Annotated in this window: 20 protein-coding genes and 1 other RNA gene; 9 read left to right on the top strand and 12 right to left on the bottom strand. The window is 33.8% G+C overall.

Annotated features, from left to right (window positions below; all coding sequences use genetic code 11):
* Nucleotides 1-53 precede the first annotated feature (53 nt).
* Nucleotides 54-587 carry an AAA family ATPase gene (locus Q0845_RS10920; protein ID WP_298512823.1) on the bottom strand — a complete coding sequence of 178 codons (534 nt, stop codon included), beginning with the start codon at nucleotides 585-587 and terminating at the stop codon, nucleotides 54-56.
* Nucleotides 588-668: 81 nt separating this feature from the next.
* Complete coding sequence (locus Q0845_RS10915; protein ID WP_298512821.1) at nucleotides 669-1796, bottom strand: hypothetical protein; 1128 nt, start codon at nucleotides 1794-1796, stop codon at nucleotides 669-671.
* A gap of 857 nt (nucleotides 1797-2653) precedes the next feature.
* Here Q0845_RS10915 and lpdA point away from each other — a divergent pair.
* The 7 genes from lpdA to Q0845_RS10880 all read left to right on the top strand — a co-directional run bounded on the left by lpdA (nucleotide 2654) and on the right by Q0845_RS10880 (nucleotide 6261).
* The gene (gene lpdA, locus Q0845_RS10910) at nucleotides 2654-4045 is read left to right on the top strand and encodes a dihydrolipoyl dehydrogenase (protein WP_298512819.1); all 1392 of its coding nucleotides are present in this window, start codon (nucleotides 2654-2656) and stop codon (nucleotides 4043-4045) included.
* A 62-nt stretch (nucleotides 4046-4107) separates the two neighbouring features.
* A complete protein-coding gene (locus Q0845_RS10905; protein ID WP_298512817.1) occupies nucleotides 4108-4425 on the top strand; it encodes a DUF3817 domain-containing protein in 318 nt (105 codons plus the stop codon).
* Between the two features lie 134 nt (nucleotides 4426-4559).
* Nucleotides 4560-4781, top strand: a complete 222-nt coding sequence (locus Q0845_RS10900; RefSeq protein ID WP_298512814.1) for a hypothetical protein — start codon at nucleotides 4560-4562, stop codon at nucleotides 4779-4781.
* A gap of 108 nt (nucleotides 4782-4889) precedes the next feature.
* Nucleotides 4890-5138, top strand: a complete 249-nt coding sequence (locus tag Q0845_RS10895; RefSeq protein ID WP_298512812.1) for a hypothetical protein — start codon at nucleotides 4890-4892, stop codon at nucleotides 5136-5138.
* Between the two features lie 157 nt (nucleotides 5139-5295).
* Complete coding sequence (locus Q0845_RS10890; RefSeq protein ID WP_298512810.1) at nucleotides 5296-5535, top strand: hypothetical protein; 240 nt, start codon at nucleotides 5296-5298, stop codon at nucleotides 5533-5535.
* A gap of 250 nt (nucleotides 5536-5785) precedes the next feature.
* Nucleotides 5786-6007: a hypothetical protein gene (locus Q0845_RS10885; protein ID WP_298512808.1), complete on the top strand. Its 222-nt coding sequence runs from the start codon at nucleotides 5786-5788 to the stop codon at nucleotides 6005-6007.
* A 122-nt stretch (nucleotides 6008-6129) separates the two neighbouring features.
* Nucleotides 6130-6261, top strand: a complete 132-nt coding sequence (locus Q0845_RS10880; RefSeq protein WP_298512806.1) for a hypothetical protein — start codon at nucleotides 6130-6132, stop codon at nucleotides 6259-6261.
* A 221-nt stretch (nucleotides 6262-6482) separates the two neighbouring features.
* On the opposite strand, the gene Q0845_RS10875 is transcribed toward Q0845_RS10880, so the two are convergent.
* From Q0845_RS10875 to Q0845_RS10855, 5 genes are all read right to left on the bottom strand, one after another.
* Nucleotides 6483-7205, bottom strand: coding sequence for a diphthine--ammonia ligase (locus Q0845_RS10875; RefSeq protein ID WP_298512803.1), 723 nt, complete (start codon nucleotides 7203-7205; stop codon nucleotides 6483-6485).
* Between the two features lie 92 nt (nucleotides 7206-7297).
* Nucleotides 7298-7714, bottom strand: coding sequence for a type II 3-dehydroquinate dehydratase (gene aroQ / locus Q0845_RS10870; RefSeq protein ID WP_298512801.1), 417 nt, complete (start codon nucleotides 7712-7714; stop codon nucleotides 7298-7300).
* An 85-nt stretch (nucleotides 7715-7799) separates the two neighbouring features.
* Nucleotides 7800-8405, bottom strand: a complete 606-nt coding sequence (locus Q0845_RS10865; RefSeq protein ID WP_298512799.1) for a porin family protein — start codon at nucleotides 8403-8405, stop codon at nucleotides 7800-7802.
* 128 nt (nucleotides 8406-8533) lie between these two features.
* Complete coding sequence (locus Q0845_RS10860) at nucleotides 8534-9139, bottom strand: porin family protein (protein ID WP_298512797.1); 606 nt, start codon at nucleotides 9137-9139, stop codon at nucleotides 8534-8536.
* Between the two features lie 232 nt (nucleotides 9140-9371).
* The gene (locus Q0845_RS10855) at nucleotides 9372-9863 is read right to left on the bottom strand and encodes an outer membrane beta-barrel protein (RefSeq protein ID WP_298512795.1); all 492 of its coding nucleotides are present in this window, start codon (nucleotides 9861-9863) and stop codon (nucleotides 9372-9374) included.
* A gap of 166 nt (nucleotides 9864-10029) precedes the next feature.
* Between Q0845_RS10855 and xerD the strand changes: the two genes are divergently transcribed.
* A complete protein-coding gene (gene xerD / locus Q0845_RS10850) occupies nucleotides 10030-10926 on the top strand; it encodes a site-specific tyrosine recombinase XerD (protein ID WP_298512792.1) in 897 nt (298 codons plus the stop codon).
* A gap of 60 nt (nucleotides 10927-10986) precedes the next feature.
* On the opposite strand, the gene Q0845_RS10845 is transcribed toward xerD, so the two are convergent.
* The 5 genes from Q0845_RS10845 to Q0845_RS10825 form a co-directional block, all read right to left on the bottom strand.
* On the bottom strand, nucleotides 10987-11157 hold the full coding sequence (locus Q0845_RS10845) for a hypothetical protein (RefSeq protein WP_298512790.1): 171 nt from the start codon (nucleotides 11155-11157) through the stop codon (nucleotides 10987-10989).
* 150 nt (nucleotides 11158-11307) lie between these two features.
* The gene (gene rny, locus Q0845_RS10840) at nucleotides 11308-12879 is read right to left on the bottom strand and encodes a ribonuclease Y (RefSeq protein WP_298513330.1); all 1572 of its coding nucleotides are present in this window, start codon (nucleotides 12877-12879) and stop codon (nucleotides 11308-11310) included.
* 181 nt (nucleotides 12880-13060) lie between these two features.
* Nucleotides 13061-13187, bottom strand: a non-coding RNA gene (gene ssrS, locus Q0845_RS10835) — 6S RNA.
* 53 nt (nucleotides 13188-13240) lie between these two features.
* Nucleotides 13241-13534: a cell division protein ZapA gene (locus Q0845_RS10830; protein WP_298512786.1), complete on the bottom strand. Its 294-nt coding sequence runs from the start codon at nucleotides 13532-13534 to the stop codon at nucleotides 13241-13243.
* A gap of 21 nt (nucleotides 13535-13555) precedes the next feature.
* The gene (locus Q0845_RS10825; RefSeq protein WP_298512783.1) at nucleotides 13556-13846 is read right to left on the bottom strand and encodes a hypothetical protein; all 291 of its coding nucleotides are present in this window, start codon (nucleotides 13844-13846) and stop codon (nucleotides 13556-13558) included.
* A 185-nt stretch (nucleotides 13847-14031) separates the two neighbouring features.
* Between Q0845_RS10825 and Q0845_RS10820 the strand changes: the two genes are divergently transcribed.
* Complete coding sequence (locus tag Q0845_RS10820; protein WP_298512780.1) at nucleotides 14032-15732, top strand: M23 family metallopeptidase; 1701 nt, start codon at nucleotides 14032-14034, stop codon at nucleotides 15730-15732.
* Nucleotides 15733-15768 lie beyond the last annotated feature (36 nt).

Genomic DNA, 15768 nt, shown 5'->3' with positions numbered 1-15768 from the left:
GATACAAATTATGTGTAGTTGTATTTTAAAAAGTGTTACAACTTCTTTTATTTTTAATTGAAACGACTTTGTATTTTTAAAACGTTATTTTGTACAGAATCTTCACTATTGATCTCCATAATTTCACAAGAAAGTGACGCCAACCAATCGCGATGAATTTTGATAGAACGACCTGTAAATGTTGGATTGTCATACTGTTTTGCCCAATTGAGAAATGCTTCCGAAGTCGCTTTGATTTTCGAATCCGTTTCTAGTTGATTTCCGTAACGTTCATATTCTCGTTGTTGTAAGCGTATCATGCGAATGTCTTTGTCTAAGGTGACAAAAACTACCAAATCGAATGCCGTTTTCCAATAATTTCCCCAACTGACCAACGAACCGCTGACAATGACATTTTCATATTTCTCAAAAGCTGTTTGTAAATGTGCTTGTCTCTCAGCTACATCAACTTTCTCTTGAAATGGCGGATTCGTAGGTTTCCAATAATAAGCATCTACATCTAAGTGTGGAAATGAAGTTGCTTTCGCCAATGCTTTTCCAAGTGTTGTGGTTCCTGAGCCTGAGGCACCGATGAGGAGGAGTTTCATTTTTTGGGTGTTGGGTGTTGGGTGTTGGGTGTTGGGTGTTGGGGAAATTACTTTTACATTTAAAATTTAGCATTTTACATTTTATTTTATTTTAAAAACTCTCTTTAAAAAGCGTACCATTTCTGGAGAATTGATTTTAAATCCGTTCAATTTAAATTCAGTAATTGTTACTAAGCCACCAAAAACCTTTTCTTCATTTTTTTCTTCTAAAACTTGCAATTCAACAGAAGCTTCTTGTTGGTAAACTTTCATATTCAAACTCTTAATTTGTTTGTCTTTCTCTTGTAACATCACACTTGCTAAAGCTAATTGAGATTTATAAAAATAGACTTGTGAAGCTAACCTTTGTACAGACATATCTGTAAACTCTGAAGCGACACTTTCAAACTCTGGACTTTCTGGTAGCGACAAATATATTTGCAGTGCTTTTTTGATTTTATCCAACGCTTCTTCTCCATTTGCTGGAATTACGGTAAATAAGGTTTTATGTGCTTTGGATTCAATTTTGGTTTCTGCATTGATACCGATGTCTTTTAAGAATGTGGCGAAGTAGATAAGATATTGCTCACAGGAACTTTGGATTTCTGGTGGGAATGTGAAGGTGTTTGATAGGTTTGAGTTATTTTGTTGAGTTAATTCTGAAATTGTTAAATCTATTTTTAGTTTTAACTGTTCTACGACCTCTTCATATAAAACTTTAATTTTTTTAAATTCTATATCTATATCAAAATACAAGGAAAATACACTTATCGTTGCTAGGCTTGGATTCTTTAGTATTTCTGAATCAATTCTAATAGTTTCATCATTTTGAATGAAAACAGATAAGGTTTCAATAAAAGATTTTACACTAAAAGAAAAATCCCAACGGTACAAAAATAGACGAAGATCAACTATAGGCTTACATGATCTAGACAGATAAATATGTGAACTCGAATTGGGATACCATTTGTAATAAGCTGGGGCTGATTCTTTCAACCAACCATAGCATGAAAAAAAAATCTCATCAAAAGTAATTACCAAATCTTCAAAATTATATTTAAACAAATTTGAAATCAAAATATCGTCCAACTTAAATACATCTTCAATAATAATTCTGTCTCCTTCTTCCTTTCCTGAATACGAATTAGATGTATCTACTTTACCTATGATCTCCCCATCCAAAAAAACTTTTTTTTGCTCTCTATCTATTACCAAATTCGGCTTTCCCATATCTTAACTCGTATTTACAATAAGTTAGTTGCTACAATGTACTCAAATGTTACATTTCCTACAAAAAAAGAAAAACTCAAAATGTAAAAGTGTTAGTATCTGAGAATGTTTTGAAAAAACGGATAGTAACCTAACAATAGAGAAACAGATTACTTCGTCATGCTTCCTCGTAATGACGTTTCTAATTCTATTCTAGAAAAACTCTAAACGTCACTTCGAGTGAAATTTCGAAGAAATTTAGTATCGAGAAGTACTTTGATTTTCTGAGCTGTTCTCGATACATTTTTGCCTATCCCGACTGCACTCGATATGACAAAAACACTCGAACTGACGGTTAGAGAATAAAACACAAAAGAATAAATGGGCGAAAAAACTAATCAACAATAAATCAACAAAAGATAAAATACTCAGTATTCTCGACTGCGCTCGAATTGACATGCAGTGTATCAAATAAAAAGCGTACTTCGAACTGAGTTAGTGATAGCAGTGGAAAGCCCACAGCGAGTTTCGAGCGCGGACTTGCAGCGAATAGCGCGACCTGAAGCGTAGCGAAAGGGAACTTCCTTATTGTGTCAATTTGTTGATTTGTCTTTTTGTCTATTTGTCAATTTGAGAGTAACGATAAACGTACTTTGGAATTCTTGAATGAAATTGATATACGAAATGAACGAATAAACAAATTGATAGATTGACAAAGACACACAATCCCAAAGCGCAAGCGTGTCTATAAGCAAAGCAAGTCTAACAATCTAAGAGCAAAGCGTGCCTAACAATCAAAAACAAGTACATATAGTTTATTCTTAAAGCAGAATTCCGTAAATTTGCATCTTGAAAAACAGACAACAAAATTTTAAGATATGAGTACATACGATATCATCGTTTTAGGAAGTGGTCCTGGTGGATATGTAACTGCCATTAGAGCTTCTCAATTAGGGTTTAAAACCGCAGTCGTTGAGAAAGAAAGTCTTGGTGGAGTTTGCTTAAACTGGGGATGTATTCCAACGAAAGCTTTATTGAAATCAGCACAGGTTTTTGAATATTTGAAACATGCTGGAGATTACGGATTGTCAGTGAAAGAATACGATAAGGATTTTGACGCTGTCGTACAACGTAGTCGTGGTGTTGCTGACGGAATGAGCAAAGGTGTTCAGTTCTTAATGAAAAAGAATAAGATTGATGTATTGAACGGTTTTGGAACCTTGAAAGCTGGAAAGAAGATCGATGTAAAAGATGCTGATGGAAAAGTAACCGAATATAGTGCACAACATATTGTGATTGCTACTGGAGCACGCTCGCGTGAGTTGCCAAGCTTGCCACAAGATGGAAAGAAAGTTATTGGCTACCGCGAAGCAATGACCTTGCCAACACAACCAAAGAAGATGATCGTAGTAGGATCTGGAGCGATTGGTGTGGAGTTTGCTTATTTTTATAACTCAATGGGAACAGAAGTTACTGTTGTAGAATATATGCCTAAGATTGTTCCTGTAGAAGATGCAGATGTTTCTAAACAGTTAGAACGTTCGTTTAAGAAAAGTGGAATTAAAGTGATGACTTCTGCAGAAGTTACTTCGGTTGATACTTCGGGCGATGGCGTAAAAGCTACCGTCAAAACGAAAAAAGGAGAACAAGTTTTAGAAGCTGACATTGTATTATCGGCTGTTGGAATTAAAACAAATATTGAAAATATTGGATTGGAAGCTGTTGGAATTGCTACCGATAGAGATAAAATCTTAGTAAACGATTACTACCAAACGAATATTCCTGGATATTACGCAATTGGAGATGTTACGCCAGGACAAGCTTTAGCTCACGTTGCTTCTGCGGAAGGAATTTTGTGTGTAGAGAAAATTGCAGGAATGCATGTAGAAGCCTTAGATTATGGAAATATTCCTGGATGTACGTACTGTTCTCCAGAAATTGCTTCGGTTGGTTTAACAGAAGCACAAGCAAAAGAGCAAGGATACGATATCAAAGTTGGTAAGTTCCCGTTCTCTGCATCTGGAAAAGCTAGCGCAGGTGGAAATAAAGAAGGTTTTGTAAAAGTAATTTTTGATGCTAAATACGGAGAATGGTTAGGCTGCCATATGATTGGTGCCGGTGTGACTGATATGATTGCCGAAGCTGTATTGGGTAGAAAATTAGAAACTACAGGACACGAAGTATTAAAAGCTGTCCATCCGCATCCGACCATGAGTGAAGCAGTCATGGAAGCAGTTGCTGATGCGTATGATGAAGTCATTCACATTTAATGATATATTTTGAAAAGCTGCTCCTAGAGCGGCTTTTTTTATACTTTTTTACGTTTATATTTATGGACTCAACTATCAGAGAAACAAAAACTTTAAAAAACTTTCGTTGGATTGCCATAGCGGAAGGAATTTCATACATCGCATTTTTTATTACAATGCCATTAAAGTATATGATGGAAATTACCATGCCGAATAAGATTGTAGGAATGGCACATGGTCTTTTGTTTGTAATTTATGTGGTATTTGCTTATTTAGTTACGGAAGAACAAAAATGGACAATGAAGCGTTTTGCTATTTTATTTATTGCATCGTTAGTTCCTTTTGCAACGTTTTATATTGAGAAAAAATATCTGAGAACAAAAACTCTTGAGCACAAATAAAAACTTGCGTATAACCATTGATTTCTAGCAATTTATAAATAACGAGTCGTGATTTATAAATGCAGAGAAATAGCGTTTTTATTCTGCTGTTCATCTTTTTATCATTGTACTATATCAATGTAAATATATATACTATGAAAAAAAAGAATCCAAAAAATTTACGCCTTAACAAAACGCAAGTTTCTAATTTTACAGCATCAAAAATTAAAGGAGGAAGCATTACTACATTCAGATTTATTTGCACAAATCATCCAACACAGGATACTGATTTTTGTCCACCTGGAGGTACTTTTTTTGGTACTTGTGCTTGTGTCACAGAAAATAATGAACATTCCTGTGATTGCTCAGTTGCCTAACAACTTATAAGCGAACTTCGGTTCGCTTTTTTTGTGCAATTTCATAACATAGGGTAACATTTTACTACTTCACGAACTAGAAAGTATTAACATAAAATCATTTAGATTATGAAAAAAAAGAGTTTCAAAAGCCTAGCGCTTAACAAAACGCAAGTTTCTAATTTTAATGCGCTACGCGGAGGTCAAATTCCGACCTATTCTAGAAATTGTGCAACAGTTGTTGTAGATGTATGTTTATCACAACAAACGCATTGTACGCAATGTGACCCGCATACTATAGAAACTGTTTGTGATGGTAAATCGAACAAACCAACAGGTTGCTGGTATTCATCAGATGATACTTTTAACGTTTGTTAATTAATGTAATTATCAAATTAAGCGAACTTCGGTTCGCTTTTTTTATGTCTATTTTGTTTTTACGAATATGAATTAAAACACTACAAATTTGTATTCTCTATTGTTTCCGCTCATTATTTACCTGACTTTTAAACAATTAATATTAAAATCATTTATTATGAAAAGAAAGAATCTTAATTCTCTTAAGCTTAACAAAAAATCAATTTCCAGCCTTCAAGTTCGCGATTTGACAGGAGGTAATGCAGGATCATGGTTATTTCCTGGTTGTGATTCGCATCCAAAAATATGTGGTTCACACACTTGCCCTTCAGTAGCGAATGACTGTCCTTCAATAGATTTTGGATGTAATACTACAGATCCTGGAGAAATAGGACCTTGTACAGAAACTGTAAGGTAATTTTTTAAGGCGAACCGAAATTAGTTATGGTCGGAAGAAAAAATCTTCCAGCAATGACTAAACCGAAGTTCGCTTTTATTTTAATGTCATTCGACTACTAGAATTGTATTGCCAATATTTCAATTCATAAATTGTGCAATACTTATGCCTGTTAATTTATAAATTGCACGCTGCACTACATAAACACTTACTCATAATAGATTCATTATCAATACTTTTAATTCATTATTAATTTTAAAATTTATCTATTATGAAAAAACGAAATTTAAAAAATTTACAGCTTAACAAAAATTCCATTTCTGACTTAACTCCAAATCAAATTATTGGTGGAAGAGATGGATCACAGACTTGGTCCATTTGCAGTAGAGTGATGTCATGTATTACCTATACACAGCACAACAATACATGTGTTTCTTGTTTGAGCATACAATTATGTATCACCAGAGACATTCCTTGCCAACAAGAACAGTAGACTTTAACTAACTATGATAATTATTGAGGTCGTTTTAAAGGCAACTTTAACGACCTCTTTTTTTATTGTTTCTTTTCTCTATTTGCTTTTTATTTGCAATAAGAGATTTTGTACGTTTTAAGATGGATAAAAAACAAAAAAGATGGTTGTGGGTTGTCATCGTATTAGCAGTGATTGCTTCTATTGTGTATACTGCTATTAAATGGTTACTTCCTATAGCTGTAATTGTGTATTTTAAAGAGATTTTTATGTGATTTTTATAAATGCAAAAAGCCATTCAATCTCACTTGAATGACTTTTCCCTCAACCAACCTAATAACTGATATCCCACCTTCAGCTATGAAAAAATTGCTGTGAAACTTCGTTTTGTTTCACATTCAAATATAGCTTAGATGTGTCTTAATTTGTTCTTAAGTAATTGCCAAAACTTATGTAAAGTTTTCACAGGGAAATGTTAATTTTTAAGAGATTTTGTCTATTTCGGAATCAAATCACAATACCAAAAAGCCCGATCCCAACTAGAATCATCTGAGCCACAAGTATCTTCCTCTTTTTTAGATGGTGCGTAGGTTTTTAACACTTTTTCGCCAATTGTAAAATCAATCGGAGACGAAAAAATAGGTCCATCAAAGGTAAATGTATGAAATTCTCCGTTTTCGCCACAAGGATCAACGTTTTCAGGCAAGTCATTGATAAAGTCTTCATCTAAAATTCTACCTACAAACGATTCATCCAACAATTTCGCATTGACACAAACTGTAATGGCTTTAAAGCCTAACGAGAGAAATTCTTTCAATAAGGCTTTTGTATCTTGCTTCCAAAGTGGAAAAACACCTGTAATACCGACTTCTTGTAGTTTTTCCTCACGATATTTTCGTAAATCTTCTAGAAAGATATCTCCAAAAATTCCATACTTATAATCTTGCTCAATCAGCTTTTGAGTAGCGTTGCGCATTGCTTTGTCATAATCGGACATGGTGACTTCCGCTGGAAAGTATATTTTTTGCAAAGGCAATTGCAAACGTTCCACTTGCGCATCCAACAGTGCTTCTCGCAAACCATGCATCGAAACACGTTCGTAATCTTTATTGACCGTAGTCACTAATTGCGTTACATTGTATTCTTTTTGTTGTAAAATATGATATAAAGCCAGCGAAGAATCTTTTCCTGTACTCCAATTAAAGTATGCCTTTTTCATCTGTGATTTTTTGTTTTAGTTTTGGGTCAGATGGAATTCGTCAACAAAAATTCAGGGAATGATGACAAATTGATATCGTTTATTTCGTGAAATTAAGCTAAGAAACTCTGAATTGCCAATTGATAACTTTGCATTCCAAAACCTAAGATGACACCTTTGGCATTAGGAGAAATATACGATTGATGACGAAATGCTTCTCTGCCAAATGTATTAGAAATATGTACTTCTACTACAGGCGAAGTAATTCCTTTGATTGCATCGCCAATGGCTATAGATGTATGTGTATATGCGCCTGCATTGAGTATGATGCCATCGTATTCGAAACCTACTTCTTGTAGTTTATTGATCAATTCACCTTCTACATTGGATTGATAGTAGCTTAAATTTACTTTAGGAAATTGAGATTTCAGTGTTTCAAAATAATCTTCAAACGTAGCACTTCCGTAGATTTCTGGTTCGCGCTTTCCAAGCAGATTTAAATTTGGTCCATTGATTATAATGATATTCATGGCAATTGTTTTGGTAAAAATACAAATTTCAATGCACAAAAAAAGAAGCCTGAAGCTTCCTTTTTATGATTTGTGTATGTGCGTCTTATTTTCGTAAAAAATAACCAATGGATAGTTGTGCTACACCATATCTGTTTTTATCCGTAAAACCACTCACATCATTTATATTTGAGAGTCCTGCATTGTAACGTACACCAAAGTTTAATCCGTTTGAGAATTTATAAGCTATGCCAAAATTCACACCAAAATCGATACTTTTTATACGATCTTTTACATCTATAATTTGTCCTTCTTCTCTTTGCTCTGCGGAAAGCAAAAAACCTATTTGAGGTCCTAATTCTATACTCAATCCTTTTACAATATAATATTTTGCCATGATTGGCAGATTTATAAAATTGTAACGCGCTTCCAATTCCCCTTCTAAAAGAGGAAATTCACTGAATATAAAAATCGCATTATTATTTGCGCCTTGTTGTGAATACATTAATTCTGGTTGAATTGAAAAGTTACTAGCTAACTCAAATTCAGCAACAGCTCCTAAATGAATACCATGGCGCATTTTAAATCCATTAGAATTATCTCCTTGTATACCTGCTAAGTTATATCCGCCTTTAAAACCAAAAGAAAAATTTTGCGCATTGGCGGTAATTCCAACACATAGCAATAGGAAAAGAATAGTCACTTTTTTCATATAATATTCGATTTTAATGATTGTTAATGTCTTACGAATGTATTAAGTTTAGAAGTATTATCAATATGTTTTCCACAAAAAAAGAAGCACAAAGGCTTCTTTTTTCAACTTATATGTCGTTTTAAAAATTATTTAAAGAAATAACCAACGGATAATTGGAATACGCTATTATAATTTGTTGCAGATACACCTGATGTCCCATTCAAATTAGTTAAACCAAAATTGTAACGTGCACTTAGGTTCAATCCATTATTAAATTTATAACTAGTTCCAATCGCAGCTGACAGATCCACATACTCCAAACTGCTTCTTACATTTACTTCTGCACCAGCAATGTCACGTTTTGCAGAAAGTAAAATTCCCAATTGAGGACCAGCTTCAACACTCCAATTGTTTGTCAAATAATATTTTGCCAAAATAGGTACATTCAAATAGTCGTAACGTGATTCCACCTCTTGGATCAAAGATGGCGCAATAGAAACCAAAGCATCTTGTTTGACTCCTTGTTGCGAGTAGACTAATTCTCCTTGTAGTGAAAACTTATTGGAAAGAGATAGCTCAGACATAACTCCAACGTGAAATCCGACTCGTGGACTCGTAATATCTGAGCCCGTATTTGTGCCTGAAACAGTGGACAAGTTACCTCCAGCTTTGACTCCAAAAGAAAATTTTTCTTGTGCATTCGTGGTAAATCCAATACACAGTAATACAATTAGGATAGTAGTTTTTTTCATGTAGTAATCGATTTAAATTATGAATTAATGTTACTACGAATCTATCTAAAAAGTTCTATCCATTACTATTGCTTTAACTCACTTTAACAAAAAAAAGAAACTGAATACTTCCTTTTATGATTTCTATAAGAACTTGATAAGTTTATTTTAAGAAATCCCTTTACAACATTTTCTATAACAAAAAAAGGAAGTCAAAATTGACTTCCTTTTTAGTTTGTATGTTTGCGTATTATTATAATCCGAACGCAACTCCTAATCCGATAGTATCCCAAGTACTCAAACCTGGCGAATCAATGGATATTCCTGTATACGACAAGTTAATGTTAATTTTTTCAGTAACATCATACCCAACTTTTGGTCTGTAGTAAAATCCACCATCGTTTCCATCGTTGATTCCAATTGCGTACCCTAAATCAGCACCTACATAAAATTTACTAGAAACATTGTAACGTGCAGCTCCAGCAATAGGAATAAATTGCGCATCATCAACAGAAACGCCTGCAATGTCTTTTGCAAATGCATTTGTAAATCCTGTTGCAACACCTGCATCAAAATCTTCAGATACATTCCATAATGCAGCTGCATCTATTCCGATACTAAAGCTCGAAAAATCTCCAGCATCTCCTATAGGAATAGCTCCGTTAATACCTACTTCAAAGTTCTGTGCGTTTGCAGAAAAAGCAAATGCAAAAACAGCTACTGCTGCTAAAATTAGTTTTTTCATTTTATTATAGTTTTTTAATTAATTCAACAATAAAGTAACTAATTTTTGTAATTTCAGCTACATTTGTTAACTAATTATTAACATTATAGAATAGTTCAATTGCAATAAAAAACTGACAACCAATCCTTTAAAATCAAGGTAAAAACTTACACAAAAGCGATTTTCTATGAAATGGATACATACTCTTAAAGACTTTAAACATTTTTTAAAGATTGAACGTGGCTTATCCGACAATACAATTGTAAACTATTCACATGATATTGAAAAGCTGATTCGGTATATTGAACACAATGAAATCAATCATACTCCTATATCTATTGACGAAGAAACGGTACAGCAATTTATTTATGAAATTGCCAAAGTACTGAATGCCCGATCGCAAACGCGTATTATTTCTGGCTTGAAAAGCTTTTTTAATTATTTGGTGTTTGAAGATTACCGAAAGGACAATCCCATGGAAATGATTGAAGCACCTAAAATAGGAAGGAAATTACCTGATACTTTAGCGCTTGAAGATATTGAAAAACTGATTGCTGCAATTGATTTAAGTTCGGCCGAAGGACATCGAAATAAAGCAATTATTGAAACTTTGTACGGTTGTGGTTTGCGTGTCAGCGAATTGGTCAATTTAAAGTTGTCTGATTTGTTTTTTGATGAAGGTTTTATTCGAGTCACTGGAAAAGGTGACAAACAACGTTTTGTGCCTATTGGTGCTGTTACGCAAAAGTACATTACTATTTATGTAAAAGAATCACGCCCTTTGGTCAAAGAAGTTCCTGCTTTTAGCGATACTGTTTTTTTAAACAGACGTGGAAAACAACTGACGCGCGTTATGATTTTCACGATTATCAAACGCTTAGTGGCAAAAATAGGTTTGAAAAAAAATGTGTCTCCACATACTTTTCGACATTCGTTTGCAACACATTTATTAGAGAATGGAGCCGATTTACGTGCCATACAACTCATGTTAGGACACGAAAGTATTACTACAACAGAAATTTACATGCATGTGGATAGAAAGCATTTAGCCCAAATTATGGAGCAATTTCATCCACGAACATAAAAAAAGCAGAAACCTTTTGTAAGATTTCTGCTTTTTCCTCTTTTTCTAGCATTACTGATTTTAACAAGATTTCCAACAATCTTTTACGGATCTTTTTTCTCCGATAAAAATACTGTTACAGTAACACATAAAAGAAGATGCGACGGAGGAGTCTTTTCCTCCATTGGCTTGCACTTGGTCTATTTTTGTAAGTGCATCAACGCCAGTCAGATTCAAGATTTTCTTTAACATGTTGGGTTCTTATTTAGGTTATACTTAAAGATACCCATAAAAAAAACCGCGCCGTCATAGGTTTGCCATAAACAATAAACGTGAATACCGTAGTTTCATAAAACCTCGATATTCACGTTTTGTGAATGTATTTTGATAAACGTTGCCCGTTTATTTTGCAATATTTACAGCTCTTGTTTCACGAATTACTGTAATCTTCACTTGTCCCGGATAAGTCATATCCGTTTGTATTTTTTGTGAAATATTGAATGATAATTCAGCTGCTTTTGCATCGTCAACTTTTTCACTTTCAACAATAACACGTAATTCTCTACCTGCTTGAATTGCATACGCCTTTTTCACTCCGCTGAATCCGAAGGCAATGTCTTCTAAGTCTTTTAAACGTTGAATATAACTGTCTAATACTTGACGACGTGCGCCTGGTCTTGCTCCTGAAATTGCATCACAAACCTGAACGATTGGTGATAATAATGAATTCATTTCAATTTCGTCGTGGTGTGCTCCAATAGCATTGCAAACTTCTGCTTTTTCACCATATTTTTCAGCCCATTGCATTCCTAAGATTGCGTGTGGCACTTCTGTTTCTGTATCTGGCACTTTTCCAATATCGTGTAGTAATCCTGCTCTTTTCGCTAATTTTGGATTCAATCCTAATTCAGCTGCCATCACACCACAAAGTTTTGCTACTTCACGCGAGTGTTGTAACAAGTTTTGTCCGTATGAAGAGCGGTATTTCATACGCCCTACCGTTTTTATCAACTCTGGATGCAATCCATGAATTCCTAAATCGATTACAGTACGCTTCCCTACTTCAATAATTTCTTCATCAATTTGCTTGCGTGTTTTCTTAACTACTTCTTCGATACGTGCTGGATGAATACGTCCGTCTGTAACCAATCTGTGTAATGATAAACGTGCAATTTCTCTACGAACCGAATCAAAACATGATAAAATGATCGCTTCTGGCGTATCATCTACAATAATTTCAACTCCCGTAGCAGCTTCTAAAGCTCTAATATTTCGTCCTTCTCTACCAATAATACGACCTTTTACATCGTCAGATTCTATATTGAATACAGAAACACAGTTTTCTACAGCTTCTTCTGTTCCAATACGTTGAATGGTATTGATAATTACTTTTTTCGCTTCTTGTTGTGCGGTTAGTTTTGCTTCTTCAAGTTTTGCTTGAATATAGCTCATCGCATCTGTTTTCGCTTCTTGTTTTAAGGAAGCTACTAATTGTTCTTTGGCTTCGTCTGCAGATAATCCTGAGATAACTTCCAATTGTTCTACCTGACTTTTATGAAGTCGCTCAACTTCTGATTTCTTTTTATCAATAAAATCCAATCGATAATTGTAATCTTTTACTTTTGATTCTAATTCTTGATTGAGTTTCTTATTCTTTGATAATTCACTAGAAATTTGAGATTCTTTATCTCGTGTACGCTTTTCAGCTTCTGCCATTTTCTTATCCTTTGATAAGATAAATTTTTCGTGTTCTGCTTTTAATTCGAGGAACTTCTCTTTGGCTTGAAGAATCTTGTCTTTCTTCACATTTTCGGCATTTGCCTTCGCATCTTTTAGTAAAGAAGAAGCTTCTTTTTTGGCTTCTTCTATCATTTTAGAAGCTTGTTTTTTCTCCAAACTCTTTGCTATGAGAAAGCCTATGATTAAACCAATCGCTCCTACCGCGACTGCAATTATGATTGTTGTGCTATCCATCATCTATCGATCTTAATTATGTATTCGTTTTTTAAGGTAAAACCTTAGTTTCCGCGTTGCAGCGGTATCAGTTCAACTTTATTTTGAGTGCATCTCGATTGTGTTTGATGTGACACGCTATAGACTTCTCAAAACTGAGTTTCGCTAATAAAAAAAGCCTACATTGATTAGAGTTTTGTATAAACTCCAAAAAACAAGTTTAGAGCTAACAGATTGATCAAGGATCCGTCCAAATACAAAGTAAATTTGTATTGACAGCGTGCTTTTACAACCATGACTCACTCTTTTTAATTAAATTAACGTTGAGTTTATCAAAAATAAAAACCAATGTAGGCAGTAACCTATTTATATTTTAAAGAACTTATGAACTAAGCTGCGCTTTCAATAAATCGTCAAGCGCTTTTAATTTTTCTTCTAATGCTGTTTGATTTGTGTCTTTATCTATAGTTTTTTGCTCTACTTGAGCTGCAAATTGCAAGGCACACATGGCCAATACATCTTGTTTGTCTCTTACTGCGTAGCTTTGCTCAAATTGTTTAATCATAGCTTCTATTTTTTTAGCCGCTTTCCGCAATCCTTCTTCTTGGCCTGCTGAAATGGTTAATGGATAGACTCTATCCGCAATAGAAAGCTTTATTTTGAGCTTGTTGTCCATAGTGTAAAGAACTGTCTTCTTTTATTCGGCCAATTGTGCAATACAATGGTCAATTTGCCGAATTAATGTATTTATTTTAAGCTTAGCTTCTTTTTTGTTGTTATCACTGCCAAGCATTGAATTTGCAATTTTTAACGTGTTATACTTTTCTTCCCATTGTGAGATTTCTTGTTGTAAACGTTGAGATTCTTCCTTTGAATTGGCTAATTCTTGACGTAGTTGATGATTTTTTTGCTCCAAAACCTCAAGTCTGTGAAGCATTTTACTCACTCTATTCTCAAGAGAATCAACGATTTTCAAAGTACTGCTCATTACATTTTAATTCAATGCGTATGGATACAAATTTAACATTCATAAAATTAGTTCGCAAGGGTTTTGACTATTATTTAAAGTAAAGCTTTAAGATTCCTTTAATTTTTGGTGCAGTTTTTGAATTTAAAGATTCCAAATTAACTAAGTATTAGCTATTTTAGCTCTTCGAAACGCACTTTTGATTTATGTACAGACTGTTTTATATTTTTTTATTTTTCTTTTCATTTGCCTTTTCTCAAACAAAAATTAAGAATGTCGATTTTAGATCGCCGTTAGATATTCCTATTATTTTATCGGGAACTTTTGGCGAATTGAGAAGCAATCATTTTCATTCAGGAATTGATATTAAAACAAAGCAAAAGGAAGGTTTTGAAGTGTTTGCCATTGGCGATGGCCATATTTCTCGTATTAAAATTCAACATTGGGGATTTGGGAAAGCATTGTACTTAACACATTCGAATGGATATACTTCTGTGTATGCGCATTTGAAAAAATTGTCTCCAAAATTAGAAGCGTATTTAAAGAAACAGCAATACAATAAAGAAAGTTATGCGATACAGTTGTATCCAAAACCAACGGAATTAGTGGTTAAAAAAGGAGAAGTTATTGCCTATTCTGGGAATAGTGGTTCTTCTGGCGGACCGCATTTGCACTTTGAAATTAGAGATTCTGCATCAAAACCTATGAATCCGATGTTGTTTGGTATTGAAGTGAAAGATTCACACAATCCGACAGTAAATGGTGTTTATGCTTATGCACTTTCAGATTCCGCACAAGTAAATGCTTCTAATAAAATTGTACAATTGCAATTACGAAAAGGAAAAGAGAAAAATAATTTTATTTCTTCAAAAATATATGCTTCTGGCGAAATTGGTTTAGGAATCAATTCTTTCGATCGACAAGATTTAGCATTTAATAAAAATGGTGTCTATCAAGTAGAAAGCTTTGTAAATGGCGCTCCAAACTTTAGCTATACTTTCAATAAGTTTTCGTTTGGCGAATCGAGATATATCAATACACTGATTGATTATGCGCGTTTTAAAAAATTAAAGCAACGTGTACAACGCTGTTTTATAACTCCTGCGAATAAGCTGAGTATTTACGATAATGTGATAAATAACGGACGTATTCAAGTTGAAGAAGGAAAAGAATATACCGTTGTGTTGAAGGTCAAAGATTTTAAAAATAATATTACCACGATTACCATTCCTATTGTTGGTAAAAAACAAAAAATCACGCAAAAACGACAAAAGAATGTTACCAATAATTTAGTGACAAGAAACGCTGAACATACGCTGAAAGAAGGTGATGTTAGTGTGTATGTTCCTAAACATACGTTTTATGAAGATTTTTATTTCGATCTATCAAAAGATAAAAAAGGACGTTACAACATTCATAATGATAAAGTAGCCGCACATAAAAACTTTGTAATTTCGTTTGATGTTTCCAAGTATTCCGCAAAAGAACGCAAACAGTTATTTATTGCGAGTTTGAATAGGAAGCAAAAACCATCTTATAGTAAAACGAAAAAGAAAGGCACAAAATTTACCACAAGCACAAAGAGTTTAGGAACTTATTTTCTTGTAAAAGATTCTGTTCCGCCAAAAGTAAAGCCTGTCAACTTTTCAAAAGATAAATGGATTTCTTCCAAAAAATATTTAAAAGTTAAAGTAAGCGACGATCTTTCTGGTGTCCGAAGTTTTCGTGGAACGATTAACGGAAAGTGGATTTTATTTGAATATGATCCTAAAAAAGGCATGCTTACCTACGATTTTAACGATATTAGTTTTACCGAAGCAAAACATAATTTAAAGTTGATCGTTACTGATAATGTTGGAAATAATACTACTTTTACCAGCACATTTTATAGAAAAACTAAAAACTGATACTATTGAAACCCACACGTTGTATACTTTTCTTGA

This window comes from uncultured Kordia sp. (assembly GCF_947489565.1).
Lineage (GTDB): Bacteria > Bacteroidota > Bacteroidia > Flavobacteriales > Flavobacteriaceae > Kordia.
This window is presented reverse-complemented; position numbering and strand designations above follow the sequence as displayed.